Here is a 12,756-nt window from a genome sequence, read left to right on the forward strand (position 1 = left end):
CTTTCTGTCTACGGCGTAGTTCAGATCTACATTGTAGACAGCTTGAGTTTGCCCATAGGCGAACTTCTAGCGTCGGTGCCATGACAGAAGACAACGTCGACAACCGACTCCGGATCGCCGTGGTGATCGGGAGTGTGCGCAGGCCCAGGCTGGCCGACCCCATCGCCGCGTGGCTGGAACGCGAGCTCACCGCGATCGACTGGCTCGACCTCGATCTGATCGACCTGGCCGCGGTCTCGCTGCCGATGCACGAGATGCAGCCGGGCGGGGCGGCCGCGTCCCCGATCGCCGCCCGGCTCGCGGACGCCGACGGGTTCGTGTTCCTCACCCCTGAGTACAACCACAGCTTCCCGGCGCCGCTCAAGAACGCGATCGACTGGCACTTCACCGAGTGGGCGTACAAGCCGGTCGCGTTCGTCGGCTACGGCGCCTCCGGCGGCATCAGGGCCGTCGAGCAACTGCGGACGGTGCTCCCCGAGCTGCGGGCCACCACGATCCGGGAAGCGGTGTTCATCCCGATGGCATGGGAGCATCTGGACGCCGAAGGCCGTTTCATCCCTCCCCCTGGCACACCGCAGGCGCTGAACACGGTGATGCGCGAGCTGGGCACGTGGGCGCGGGCGCTGCGTTCCGTCCGGATCGCGGATCTGGCCGGCCGGAGATGAACAGGCTGACCCCGCCGGAGCTGCGCGCCGCGGTCGTGCTGGCGTTCGGCGGGTTGATGGCGGTGCTGGACGCCACGATCGTCCTGGTGGCGCTGCCGCATTTGATGGCGGCGTTCGGCGCGTCGCTGACCTCCATCCAGTGGATCATGGCCGCGTACACGCTCGCGATGGTCGCGACGATGCCGCTGGCCGCCGGGCTCGCCGCACGCTGGGGAGCACGGCGCGTGTACCTGGCGGCGCTGGCCGGATTCGCGGTCGCGTCCGCCGTCGCCGGCGCGGCCGGCGGACTGGGCTGGCTGATCGCCGCGCGGGCGGCGCAGGGCCTGAGCGGTGGCCTGATGGCGCCGCTGGGGATGGCGATCGGGTTCGGCGCGGTCGCGCCCGAACGCCGCGGCCGGATGATGGCGATCACCGGCCTGCCGATGCTGGTCGGGCCGATCCTGGGTCCGGTGCTCGGCGCGGTGCTCCTGGGCTCCGGGTCGTGGCGGGCGCTGTTCCTGATCACCGTGCCGCTGGCGGTGCTGGCGGCCGTGGGCACGACGGCCTGGCTGCCCGCCGATCCCGCGCGCGGACCGGGGGCCCGGCTCGACCTGGCCGGCGCGCTGCTGCTGGTCCCGGGCGTCATCGGGGTGGCGTACGGCATCAGCGCCCAGGACGGCCCGGCATGGGTGCGGATCACCACGGTGGCCGTCGGCGTGGTGCTGGTGACGGCCTTCTCGGTACGGGCGCTGACCCATCCCGAACCGCTGCTGCGGATCCGCCTGCTGGGCGACGCGACGTTCGGCAGGGGCACCGCGGTGCTCGCCCTGTACGCGGCTCCCTACTTCGGTTCGGCCCTGTTGATGCCCGCGTACGTCCAGACCCTGCGGCTCGACGGCGCCTCGGTCACCGCCGCGCTGGTGATCCCCGGCGCGGTCGGCATGGGCCTCAGCGTCCAGATCGCCGCCCGGCTCCTGGACCGGCTCGGCCCTCGGCTGGTCGTCGGCACCGGGCTCGGCCTCGCGATCGTGTCCGGCCTGGTCGGGCTGGTCGTCCTGCGGCCGGACACCCCGTACCCGGTGCTCGGCCTGCTCGGCCTCTTCCAGGGAGCGGCCACGGGCGCGATCATGATGCCGACGATGTCCGGCGCCGGCCGCGACCTCCAAGGCTCCGACCTGGCCTCGGGCTCCGTACTGTTGTCGCTGGTGAGCACGATCGCCAACGGCATGGGCACGGTGGCGGTCGGCGCCCTGTTCACGGCCCTGACCGCGGCGATGACCGGCGGCGCCTCCCTCACGACGCTGGCCGCTCCGGGAACGGCCGACAGAGCCGCGCAGGCGATCGCCGTCACCGACGCCCTGCGCTGGACCCAGGCGGCGGCCCTCGTCGTGATGACGCTCGCCCTGCTGGTACGGCTGCGCTCCCCACGGCGCGCTTCGGCGATACTGGACCGGCGAGATCAGGCGGTGAAAGCAGGAGGTGTGCCGTGACCGTCACCGGTCATCCCGGTACCGAGGCGGGCCGCTCCGCGCTCACGGTCGGGCAGGTGGCCAGGGCCGCCGGGGTGACGGCCAACGCCGTCCGCTTCTACGAGCGCTACGGCGTGATCACCGCTGACCGCAACAGCGGCAACGCCCGCCGCTTCACCGTCGACGCGATCTGCCGGATCAAGCTCGCCCTCGCCGCGCAGCGGGTCGGCATCACCCTCAAGGAGAGCGCCGGCATCCTCGCCGGGATCCCGCCGCTCTCCCCCGACCTCGGCCTGTGGGTCGCCGCGGGTGAGGAACTCGTCCGGATCGGCCGCGCCCACGTCGACCAGCTCCAGACGACCGTGAACGAGCTTGCCACCCTGGACTTCCTTCAGGGCTGACCCGCCCGTTCCCGGGCGGGTCAGTTGCGGCGGGTGAGCACCCAGTTCCAGGTCTCGTCACCGCCGCGGTCGCGGACGGCCGTGAGCGGGGTCGTCCGATCGCCGTCCACGCCGGCCAGCACGAGACCGTTGTCGAACTCGCTGTCGCACGCCACCGCGCAGCCGAGCGTCAGCACGTTGTCGTTGTCGGTCCAGGCCAGCTGCTGCAACACCACCCGCTTGCCCGGGATCGACGGCGGCAGGTCGCGGCCGAGCACCCGCCTGCCGTCGGGTGAGACCTTCGACCAGGACGTGTAGTCGATGTACCGGTCGCCGGCCGGGCCGTCCTGGCGCTTGCCGTCGAGGCTTAGCCACAACCTGTCGGGCATGGTGTCGGTGGGCTCCCAGAGCATGGATCCGTCCAGGCTCCAGCCGAGGTCCTGGCGGGCGTTCATGTTCCCGGGCTTTCCGTCGCGGTCCAGAGACGGCAGCGGGTGGTAGACGGCCTCGCCGGTGGCCACGTCGATGATGTAGTAGCCGGTCCGGGGGGCGACGAGGTCCTCGACGGTGTAGGCGCTCTCGCCCATCTGCTTGCGGCTCTGCTCCGGATACTGGGAGTAGGCGGTGGCCAGGACCTTGGTGCCGTCGGGCGACCAGGCGAGCGAGCCGACGTCGTGCTCCAGGTCGATCCAGGTCAGGATCTGCCTGGTGTTCATGTCGAGGATCCCCACCCGCCTGCCGATCTTCTCGCCCTGGAGCACCGCGGCGAGCTGAAGCCCGGGCGCCACGTCCAGCCAGGCCCACGCCGTCTTCTCGTAGCCGTCGGAGCGGGGGTCGTACATGTGCCAGACGCGGCGCAGGCGCTCGGCGCCGTCGGGCAACTTCTCCCGCCAGGTCGTGAAATAAGCGGATACGGCCACATCGCCCGCCGCCACGAACTTCTTCGGCGGCGCGTTCTCCAGGTCGGCCCGCACGTCCATGGATGGCACCTCGGGACGTACGGGCACGGTGACCCCGTTCGCCGGACGTACGGTCGTGTTCCGGCCGTGCGGCCCGACGGCGAGCACGGCCACGACAACGGCCAGCCCGGCGGCCAGGACGGTCACCGCGGCGGGCAGCCAGGCACGCCTCCGTAGCGCCCGGTCGGCCAGGTCGTGCGGCACCTGTGCCTCGCCGGCCCACTCTGCCATGGTGTCGCGAAGCAGCCGGTTCATGTGGTGACCTCCAGTTCCGCAGCCAGTTCGGGGGCGATCTGCCGCAGCCGGGCAAGTGACCGGTGCGTGGTGCTCCGCACCGTGCCGACCGAACAGGCCAGCATGTCGGCGATCCGGTCTTCCGGCAGGTCCTCGAAGTAGCGCAGCACCAGTACGGCGCGCTGCCTCGGGGTGAGCCTGGCCAGGGCGCCGCGCAGCACCATGCGCAGATCGCTCTGATGTGTGCGGTCGGCCGCCGGCCGGTCGGGCGGCTCCGCCTGGACGACCTCGCCGCGCCGCCCGATCGTGCGCCACCAGGTCACCTGCTGGCGATACATGATCTGCCGGACGTACGCCTCGGGCGCGTCCACCCGCCGCCACCTGGCCGCCAGCTTCGCCAGCGCGGCCTGCACCAGATCCTCGGCCTCATGCTGGTCACCGCCGGTGAGCATGAACCCGAGCCGCATCAGGGCAGGCGAGCGCGCAGAGACGAACTCGCGGAAACCTTGCTCATCCGCAGGGTCCACGACCACCTCCAAACGTGTGAATGACACCCCCTCAGACGCGGAAAGGCCCGTCCCGCTATGCCTGTCCCGCCCGGCGAATTCGCACGGGTCCTGTCACAGGCGGTCGAGGAAGTCCCGGACGGCGGCGGCGAAGCCGTCCGGGTCGTCGTCGTGGACCCAGTGGCCACAGCCGGGCAGCTCCCGCAGGACGGTGTCCGGCCGCCGTCCGGCCATCCGCCTGGCCATCGAGGTGGGCAGGACGAAGCTGTCCGTGCCGTGCACGAGCAGGGCGGGGCAGCGCGAGCCGAGCCAGTCGGCCCACCAGTCGCCGACCAGCGCCCGCTGCGAGGCCATCATGTCGCCGTGGTCGAACAGGAAGCCCCAGCCGTCGGCGTGTTCGACGGCGCTCTCCATGAAGTAGCCCGCGTCGGGGACGCCGCGGACCTCGACCTGCCGGCGCAGTTCGCGCAGGGTGGCGGCACGGCGGGGCCAGCCGGTCACGTCCAGGACGGGGTGGGGGATCTCCGGCTGCCGGTTGAGGGCGCCACCCTCCTCCACGACCAGGGCGCGGACCAGCTCCGGGTGCCGGGCGGCGAGCTGGTAGGCGGTGACGCCGCCCATGGAGTGGCCGAGCGTGATGATCGGGCCGAGGCCCAGGTGCCGGACGAACGCGGCGGCGTCGGCGACGTACGCCTCCCGGCTGAAGTCGCCGTCGGAGTCGCTGTGGCCGTGACCGCGTTGCTCCAGGGAGATCACCCGGTACGCGGGCGCGAGGGCGGCGGCCAGCGGGGCGAACATCCTGGCCCGGCCGAAATGCCCGATCACGGCCAGGACCGGGACGCCGTCGCCGCCGAAGTCGACGTAGGCCAGCCTCCGGCCGTTGACCTGGGCGTACTGCTCGGCGGGAATCGTCATGAACGTTCCTTCCCGGGAAGAAGGCGGAAGGCGAGTTAGCGTAACAGTCGTTGCGCTAATCTGCGTAACGACTGTCACCTAAATAGGCTGTCCCCGGACGTACTCGGCCTCGGAGGGAGACATCATGGCCAGACCCCGTGATCCGCGGCGCCGTACCGAACTGCTCGACGCGATCATCGGCCACCTGACCGTCCACGGCGTCGCCGGACTGTCCCTGCGTCCCCTGGCACGGGCGCTCGGGCAGAGCACCTCGGTGCTCACCCACCACTTCGCCACCAAGGACGACCTCATCGCCGCCGTACTCGCCCGCCTGGACCAGCGGCAACGCGACCGGCTCCAGGCGTTGCCCGGCTGGGCGGAAGGGCGCAGCCTCGGCGCGGTCATCCGGGCGTCGTGGGAGTGGCACCTGGCCGACGACCACCTGCCGCTGATCCGGCTGCTGCACGAGATCGAGGGCCTGGCCGCGGCGGGCCGGCTCGCCGGCGCGTACGTGCCCACGACGCTGGGCGACCGCGCCGAGTTCGTCGCCGACGCGCTACGCGCCCATGGCGTCCCCGACGAGGACGCCCGCGCCCACGCCACCCTGCTCAACGCCGCCTACGCCGGCCTGCAGCTCGACTACCTGACCACCGGCGACAGCAGGCGCGTGGAGAGCGCCCTCGACCGGCTCGTCGAACTCGCCGACACCTGGACCGTCCGGCCGCGTCCCTGACGTCCCGCGTTCGCCGGGCTCAGCGGTCACGGCGGTCTCCCCGGCGGAACCGGTAAGTAGCTGCACGCTGGGCCTCTCGCTCACGGGAGACAGCGGAGTCTGGTGGCAGGGGTCGCCGTCGCTACCGGAAGGTGCCGATAGTTGGCGTCACGCCGTCCTGCGCCTATCGTGATCTTAGTCGGCTCGTCGTGGCGTGCCTGGAGTGTTCACGCCGTTCGCGCAGGTGAGGCGCGTGGTCGGGGCCGGGTCGCGGGTGGGCGAGTTTCACACAGCGTCGGCAGGTGACCGCTGCGATCATGGCCGGCGCCTCGCGACCCGGGCGCGCGATCGAGCACCCCTGTGGTCCCGCATCGCCGAACGCGCCATGGAGTTCCGCAGTTCGCTCAGCCTTTGAACCGCCACATCATCGCATGCGCCTTCACCGGAACCCCGTTCAGGCCATGCGCAGTGGAGTCCCTCGGCCCTGCCGAGCCCACGGCGTACACCTCGACGGTGCCTGGCCGCAGGGCCAGCTTGGTCACCGAGGCCGACCAGCCGCGCGGGACCGGTACCCGCTGCCTGGTCCACCGGCCGTCGCCGGACCGATGCCACAGCTCATCGCCGGCGGCTACCAGCCACATCCCGCCCTCGCCATCCGGCTCGGCCTCCGAAGTGCCGAGATCCCAGACGCACTGCCAGGTCCCCTGTGTGAACCGCAACCCGAACGACCGGCGCACAATCCAGGGCTCGTTGTCGTCCCTGGCTGGGCCTGCCTCCTCCCAGGAAGCTTGGCCGAATACCCAGGTTTGACCGTTGCCGAGGACCACCACGTCGTCCCACAGAACGTCGGCGTCTTCCGGCACCTTCAACGACGGCACGCCGATCTGCCGCCACCCGCTGCCCTCCCAGCGTGCCGCAGCGAAATCGCCGACCGCCCAGGTCTCCGCGCCGAAGCCCGCCAGCGCCTGGACCGGGAAGGAGAGCTTCCTCGACTGCCAGGCGCCATCGTTCCACCGGTGGATGACCTCGTGATCGGCCGCCCACGGGCCGCTGGAGGAGAAGGACGGCCAGCCGTCCCGCTCGGGGACGGACTCAACCCGCCACCGCCCTGCCTCGTAGCTCGCCGCATATCCGTCGTTGCCCCGCTTGCCGAACACCCACGCTCGGTCCTTCGACTCGGCGGCCACGGTCTGGACCTCAGCGAGGTTCTCCGGCAGTGTGAGGGGGGTCCAGTCGGAGCGGTTCCAGCGCCAAGGCACGTGCTGCCCGGCCGTGTCCGCGTGCGCAGCCCAGATCGTCCCGTCCGCCGTCACGGCCGCGTCCATCAGCGCCGTCCCCTGCGTGCCCTCGGTCCAGAGCGTCTCCCAGCCGGACGGCTCGGCGGCAGGCTGGATCTCACGCTCCTTTCGCGGAGGTCCGGGGCAGAGCTTTGGGTCGGCGAAGACCGGCGACAGGCGCGGGGTCGGCAAGGGCTCGGGCGACGTGAAGAGCGCGGGAGCAGGTAGGGGGCTTATGCCGCTCCCGCAGGCGGTGGACAGCGCGAGTACGGCAAGCCCTGCGGCCATACGTTTGATGGTCTTCATTCAATCGGAGGGATCGTATCGTCGGGCAGGCGGCAGGCGGCCTGACAGCCCTGGAGAATGACCCCAGTGCTCGGGTTCTTGGAGTCGGCAAGCCTGAGGCCGAAAGGGACGATGCCGCAGAACACTCGCTCGCCGACGCCGAGCCGACCCATCAGGGAAGCTTCGCTGCCCCCGCCCGCCATGCTCTCCAGAAATCTCAGACCGACCCACTCGTATCAACCACGCCCAAGGAGATCATCAATGTAGCGATCCCGGCGAGGCAATGCGGGATATCCGACAAATACGCCACCCGCCCGCCAATCGCCCGGCCCTGCCCGCCCAGCTCGTGGCCTGCCGTACGGTGGCCTGGACCCTGGCCGCCCTGGCCCTCGCCCCCGCCGCACCCGCGCCGGTTCCCGAGATCGCCGGCCCCACCTTCCGGGAATGGCTCGACGGTGCGTGAGGTCGGGGTCAGGCGTCCATGGCCTGGTAGAGGGTGGTCCAGAAGTCGTGGATCAGCAGCATCGAGTCCGGGGTGGACGCGCCGACCTGGGTGAGCAGGATGCCGGTGAGCTGGTTGGCCGGGTCGGCGTAGGTGGCGGTGCCGCTGCCGCCGTCCCAGCCGAACTGGCCGATGGGGGCGTAGTCGCCGCGGTAGGTGCGAACCGCCATGCCGAAGCCCCAGCCGCCGTGCTGGCCCTGGCCGTGTGAGGTGTGCACGTTGGCGACGGCCATGGCGTGGCGGGCGGCCTGCTGTTCCGGGGTGAGCCGGTTGGTGGTCATCAGCTCGACGGCGGCCCTGGACAGGATGCGCCGGCCCTTGTGCACGCCGCCGTTGAGCAGCATGCGGAAGTAGGCGTGGTAGTCGTCGGCGGTGGAGTTCAGCCCACCGCCGCCGCTCGGGAACAGCGGCGGCTTGCTGTGGCGGCCGCCTTCGGCCGCGTCCCACACCAGGAACTCGCCGGTCTGCGGGTCGGGGGCGTACAGCGGCGGCAGCCGGTGCAGCTGCCCGGCGGGCACGTGGAAGCCGGTGTCGGCCATGCCGAGGGGCTCGAAGACGCGCTCGGCCAGGAACTCCTCGAACGGCCGGCCGGTGACCCGGGCCACCAGCACGCCGAGCAGGTCGTTGCTGATCTGGTACTGCCAGCGCTCGCCGGGCTGGTGCATCAGCGGCAGCGTGCCCAGGCGGCGCATCCACTCGTCCGGCTCGGGCATCGGCTCGGGCAGGTTGGGGGTGAGCCCCTGCGCGAAGACCTCGTTCATGATCGGGGTGCCCAGCGAGGTCATGTCCATGCCGAGCCCGAAGGTGGAGGTCAGCACGTCTCGTACGGTGATCGGCCGGCGGGCCGGCACGGTCTCGTCCAGCGGGCCGTCGAACCGCGCCAGCACCTGCCGGTCGGCCAGCTCCGGCAGCCACTGCTGCACCGGGTCGTCCAGCCGCATCCGGCACTCGTCCAGCAACACCATCGCGGCGGCGACGGTGACCGGCTTGGAGGTGGAGGCCATCCGGAAGATCGTGTCGCGGCTCATCGGCGCGCCACCGTCGTGGCTCATCGTGCCGAGCACCTCGACGTGCGTCTCCTCGCCCCGGCTGAACAGGGCGACCAGCCCGGGGATCCTCCCGGACTCGACCGGGCGGGCCAGCACCTCACGCAGTATGCGCAGCCCCGTCGCGGAGAAGCCGTTGTCGGTGGTTCCCATCATCGATCTCCTTGCTCACAATGCTCGATCTCGTGTGACCCGGCGCCCGCGTGGCTGCCGGGGGTGAGTCCGGTCGTCCGGTACGCGGTCGCTGAACCGTTCATGGCGTCAACTGTCGCCGACCGTGCTGACACCGGCCTGTCGCCGTCCTGACGCCGCCGCTGACACGACTCCGTCGAGCGGTCGATTCGTACGGTCCGAGGATCAAGTACGGTGACACCCGGAACAACGGCGAATCCCGAAAGATCACCTTCAGTAGGAGTAAACGGAGCAGGTCAGGCGTGGAACTGCGTGACATCGAGATCTTCCTGACCCTGGCCGAGGAGCCGCACTTCAGCCGTACCGCCGCCCGGCTCCGCCTGTCGCCGGCCCGTGTCACCCAGGCGATCCAGAAGCAGGAACGGCAGGTCGGCGCCCCGCTGTTCGAGCGCACCAACCGTACGGTGCGGCTGACCCCCGTCGGCCGGCAGCTCCGCGACGACCTCCGGCCCCTGCACGCCGCCCTGAAGGACAGCATGGAGCGCGCCCGCCTGGCCGCTCAGGGCATCACCGGCACGCTGCGCGTCGGCATGCTGCCCGTCAAGGAGCCCGACCTGCCCGTCGGCCCGGTCCTGTTCGCCGAGCCCCGGGTGGTGGCCGTGGCCGCCGACCACGAACTCACCCGGCGCGGCTCGGTCTCGCTGGAGATGCTCGCCGACTTCCAGCAGGCGGGCCCGCCGGAGTGGCCGGACTACTGGGCCGACGGCTACATGCCGTCCCACACCCGCTCGGGGCGCCGGATCGAACGCGGCCCGCTGGTACGCAACACCGAGGAGGTGCTCGCCCTGGCCGGCAACGGGGAGATCGTCAACCTCTTCCCCGCCCACATGAGGCGCTATTGGAGCAGGCCCGACATCGCATACCTGTCCGTACGGGACATCGACGCCCTGGTGTGGCGTACCGGGGCCGAGAACGAAGCGGTACGGGCCCTGGCGGCGGTCATCCGCGATCTCGGCCCCTTCGCGCCGGACGGCTGATCGCCGAACCGGAAAAAAGTCTCCCCCGCCGCGATGAGTTCCGACCTCGCCGCCGGTATGTACCGGCGAGCTCACCGGAACACCCCGGCCGAGCCGATCACAAGGGAGAACCTGATGTCAGACTGTCGCATCGCGGACGAGGCCGCCATCCAGGCCGTACTGGCCGCCTCCTACAAGGCGTGGGCGGCCGGCGACGCCGACGGCATGGTCGCCGACTACACCGCGGACGCCACCGCCATCATGACCGGCTCGCTGCGCGACAGCCGCGACGTGATCCGCGAGAACATGGCCCGGAGCTTCGAGGGGCCGCTCAAGGGCAGCTTCACCTACAACAAGCAGCTCAGCCTCCGTTTCGTCGGCAGGGACGCCGCGATCGCCATCAGCGAGTCCGCCGTCCTGTTCCCCGGCGAGACCGGTGTCCCCGAGGACCGGCGCAAGGTGAACGCGACCTGGGTCTTCGAGAAGCGGGACGGCCAGTGGCTGATCGCCGCTTATCACAACAGCCCGGTCCTGCCGCCCGAGCAGTGATCGCGGTGAGGCGGCGCGGCAGACACTAGGCTGGTTTTCCATTCAGGATCGGACGTATGCCGTGGCCAGGGCGTTGACGGGCGGCAGTGAGATGGGGCGTGGCGTGACGGCGGTGGCAGAAGGCTTCGATCGCCTGGTCGAACCGTACCGGACGGAGTTGCTGGCGTACTGCTACCGGATGCTCGGCTCGGCCCACGACGCCGAGGACCTGGTCCAGGACACGTACCTGAGGGCGTGGCGGGCGCGGGAGCAGTACGACGACACTCGCAGCTCGATGCGTACCTGGCTCTACCGGATCGCGACGAACGTCTGCCTGACCGCCCTGGAGGCACGTGGTCGCCGTCCGCTGCCGTCGGGCACGGTGGCCGCGTCCGATCCGCTCGCGCCCTTCGTCCAGGGGGAGCACGCCGCCTGGCTCCAGCCGTTCCCGGACTCGGCGCCGGCGGCGGGCGACCAGGCGGGGACCGTGATCGACCGCGGCAGCCTGCGCCTGGCGTTCGCCGCCGCCCTGCAACACCTGTCGGCCCGCCAGCGCGGCGCGCTGATCCTGCGTGAGGTGCTCGGCTTCTCCGGTGCCGAGACGGCGGACATCCTCGGCACCACCGTCGTGTCGGCGAACAGCTCCCTGCAACGGGCGCGTAGCCGGATGAAGGAGGCCGGGGTCCGGCAGGAACGGGTCAGCGAGCCGTCGGCGGCCGAGCAGCGCGCCTGGCTCGAACGCTACATGAAGGCGTTCGAGCTCGCCGACGTCGAGGGCCTCAAGCGGCTGCTCGCCGAGGACGTCGTCATGGAGATGCCGCCGATGCTCAACTGGTTCTCCGGCCGCGCCAATTACGGCCTGTTCATGGAGTGGGTCTTCAGCGCGGCCGGGAAGGACTGGCTGCTCAAGGAGGTCACGGCCAACGGCGGCCAGCCCGGATTCGCCGCCTACCAGCGCGTCGGCGGCGGATACGTCCTGCACACACTCCAGATCTTCACCGTCACCGACCAGGGCATCACCCGGAACTCGGTGTTCCAGGACCCCGACGTCCATGCGGTCTTCGGCCTGGCCGCCAGGCTCGACGACCGGGGACTCGCCGTCGCCTGACCTCCGTACCGGTCATTCCTCCGGGGCCGGACGGAGCACCCGGCGTACGGCGCCACGCAACCACCGGTGGCCGCCGTCGGCGGTGTGGCGCGGGTGCCAGGCCATGCCGATCGTCAGCGGCGGCAGCGGCAGCGGGATGTCCAGCAGGCGCAGTCCCAGCGCGTACGCCGCGTCGCCGAGCGGCGAAGGGGGCTCGCCCGGCAGCGCGGTCGGCACCAGGCAGACCACGTCGCCGACCGCGGCCAGCGCCATCGCGGCCAGATGGCCGGGCAGGACCGCGCTGACCCGCCGGCTGAGCCCCTGCTCGGCCAGGGCCGCGTCCAGCGGGCCGGTGAAGCGGCCTCGGCGGCTGACCGCGACGTGCTCGGCCGCGGCCAGCCGGGCGGGCGTCAGGGTTCCCTCGGCGAGCGGGTGCCCGGCCCGGACGCCGGCCGCCATCCGCAGCGTGACCAGTTCCTCGACCCGGGTCTCGGGGTCCACGTGGTCGATGGCCCCGATCTCCAGGTCGATCCGGCCCTCGCGCAGCGCCGGGCCCGCCTCCCACTCCTCGGCCAGCACCCGCAGCGAGACGCCCGGCGCCCGGCGCCGGGCCAGCGCGAGCAGCCCCGGCGCCAGCGCCGCGCCGACCAGGTCGGAGGTCTGGACGGTGAAGGTGCGCCGCAGCGCGGCCAGGTCGATCCCGCCGCTCGGGGTGAGCAACGCCTCCAGCCGGCGTACCACCGCGGCGGCCTCGACGCGGGGGGCCTCGGCGCGGGGAGTGGGCACCATCGCCTGTCCCGCCCGTACCAGCAGCGGGTCCTGGAGCACCCGGCGCAGCCGGGCCAGGGTACGGCTCATCGCCGCGGGCGAGGTGTGCAACCGCGCGGCGGCACGGGTGACGCTCTGCTCGGTCAGCAGGGCGTCGAGGGCGACGGCGAGGTTGGCGTCGAGGTTTGGATCTGTGCTGCTCACCGGCATCATTCCATTTCGCGCAATTATTGCATGCTGAAGTTCCCATTGTGGCAATACGGGGCGGGTCGGCACGATCGAAAGGACCGTACAGATCCGACACGGACACGAGGATT

General features: G+C 71.4%; 14 protein-coding genes. 8 read left to right on the top strand and 6 right to left on the bottom strand.

What is annotated here, in order from left to right:
* Nucleotides 1–80 precede the first annotated feature (80 nt).
* From DMB42_RS49885 to DMB42_RS49895, 3 genes are read left to right on the top strand one after another with little or no spacing between them, the layout of a single operon-like run.
* Nucleotides 81–665 (top strand): NADPH-dependent FMN reductase, encoded by a 585-nt coding sequence (locus DMB42_RS49885; RefSeq protein ID WP_125648422.1) that lies wholly within the window; start codon nt 81–83, stop codon nt 663–665.
* On the top strand, nt 662–2,134 hold the full coding sequence (locus DMB42_RS49890; protein ID WP_125648425.1) for a DHA2 family efflux MFS transporter permease subunit: 1,473 nt from the start codon (nt 662–664) through the stop codon (nt 2,132–2,134). Before DMB42_RS49885 ends, DMB42_RS49890 begins: the two co-directional genes overlap by 4 nt.
* The gene (locus DMB42_RS49895; RefSeq protein ID WP_125648427.1) at nt 2,131–2,514 is read left to right on the top strand and encodes a MerR family transcriptional regulator; all 384 of its coding nucleotides are present in this window, start codon (nt 2,131–2,133) and stop codon (nt 2,512–2,514) included. Before DMB42_RS49890 ends, DMB42_RS49895 begins: the two co-directional genes overlap by 4 nt.
* Nucleotides 2,515–2,534: 20 nt before the next feature.
* Here the strand turns inward: DMB42_RS49895 and DMB42_RS49900 are convergent, their stop codons facing one another.
* The 3 genes from DMB42_RS49900 to DMB42_RS49910 all read right to left on the bottom strand — a co-directional run bounded on the left by DMB42_RS49900 (nt 2,535) and on the right by DMB42_RS49910 (nt 5,107).
* Nucleotides 2,535–3,707 carry a hypothetical protein gene (locus tag DMB42_RS49900; protein WP_125648430.1) on the bottom strand — a complete coding sequence of 391 codons (1,173 nt, stop codon included), beginning with the start codon at nt 3,705–3,707 and terminating at the stop codon, nt 2,535–2,537.
* Nucleotides 3,704–4,240, bottom strand: a complete 537-nt coding sequence (locus DMB42_RS49905) for a SigE family RNA polymerase sigma factor (protein ID WP_312024811.1) — start codon at nt 4,238–4,240, stop codon at nt 3,704–3,706. Before DMB42_RS49905 ends, DMB42_RS49900 begins: the two co-directional genes overlap by 4 nt.
* A 66-nt stretch (nt 4,241–4,306) precedes the next feature.
* A complete protein-coding gene (locus DMB42_RS49910) occupies nt 4,307–5,107 on the bottom strand; it encodes an alpha/beta fold hydrolase (RefSeq protein WP_125648436.1) in 801 nt (266 codons plus the stop codon).
* 124 nt (nt 5,108–5,231) lie between these two features.
* Between DMB42_RS49910 and DMB42_RS49915 the strand changes: the two genes are divergently transcribed.
* On the top strand, nt 5,232–5,819 hold the full coding sequence (locus DMB42_RS49915; RefSeq protein ID WP_125648439.1) for a TetR/AcrR family transcriptional regulator: 588 nt from the start codon (nt 5,232–5,234) through the stop codon (nt 5,817–5,819).
* 383 nt (nt 5,820–6,202) lie between these two features.
* On the opposite strand, the gene DMB42_RS49920 is transcribed toward DMB42_RS49915, so the two are convergent.
* Entirely contained in the window at nt 6,203–7,381 is a 1,179-nt protein-coding gene (locus DMB42_RS49920; RefSeq protein WP_125648442.1) for a hypothetical protein, read from the bottom strand.
* Between the two features lie 262 nt (nt 7,382–7,643).
* On the opposite strand from DMB42_RS49920, the gene DMB42_RS49925 reads away from it, so the two are divergent.
* The gene (locus DMB42_RS49925) at nt 7,644–7,823 is read left to right on the top strand and encodes a hypothetical protein (protein WP_125648445.1); all 180 of its coding nucleotides are present in this window, start codon (nt 7,644–7,646) and stop codon (nt 7,821–7,823) included.
* Between the two features lie 8 nt (nt 7,824–7,831).
* Here DMB42_RS49925 and DMB42_RS49930 read toward each other — a convergent pair whose 3' ends face one another.
* Nucleotides 7,832–9,061, bottom strand: coding sequence for a serine hydrolase (locus tag DMB42_RS49930; RefSeq protein WP_125648567.1), 1,230 nt, complete (start codon nt 9,059–9,061; stop codon nt 7,832–7,834).
* A 281-nt stretch (nt 9,062–9,342) separates the two neighbouring features.
* On the opposite strand from DMB42_RS49930, the gene DMB42_RS49935 reads away from it, so the two are divergent.
* From DMB42_RS49935 to DMB42_RS49945, 3 genes are all read left to right on the top strand, one after another.
* A complete protein-coding gene (locus DMB42_RS49935; protein ID WP_125648448.1) occupies nt 9,343–10,077 on the top strand; it encodes a LysR family transcriptional regulator in 735 nt (244 codons plus the stop codon).
* 114 nt (nt 10,078–10,191) lie between these two features.
* Entirely contained in the window at nt 10,192–10,605 is a 414-nt protein-coding gene (locus DMB42_RS49940; RefSeq protein ID WP_125648451.1) for an SgcJ/EcaC family oxidoreductase, read from the top strand.
* A 103-nt stretch (nt 10,606–10,708) separates the two neighbouring features.
* A complete protein-coding gene (locus tag DMB42_RS49945; RefSeq protein WP_221762717.1) occupies nt 10,709–11,692 on the top strand; it encodes an RNA polymerase subunit sigma-70 in 984 nt (327 codons plus the stop codon).
* Nucleotides 11,693–11,704: 12 nt separating this feature from the next.
* Here the strand turns inward: DMB42_RS49945 and DMB42_RS49950 are convergent, their stop codons facing one another.
* Nucleotides 11,705–12,643 (bottom strand): LysR family transcriptional regulator, encoded by a 939-nt coding sequence (locus tag DMB42_RS49950; protein ID WP_125648454.1) that lies wholly within the window; start codon nt 12,641–12,643, stop codon nt 11,705–11,707.
* Between the last annotated feature and the right edge of the window lie 113 nt (nt 12,644–12,756).

This window comes from Nonomuraea sp. WAC 01424, assembly GCF_003947315.1.
In the GTDB taxonomy this organism is placed as follows: domain Bacteria; phylum Actinomycetota; class Actinomycetes; order Streptosporangiales; family Streptosporangiaceae; genus Nonomuraea; species Nonomuraea spiralis.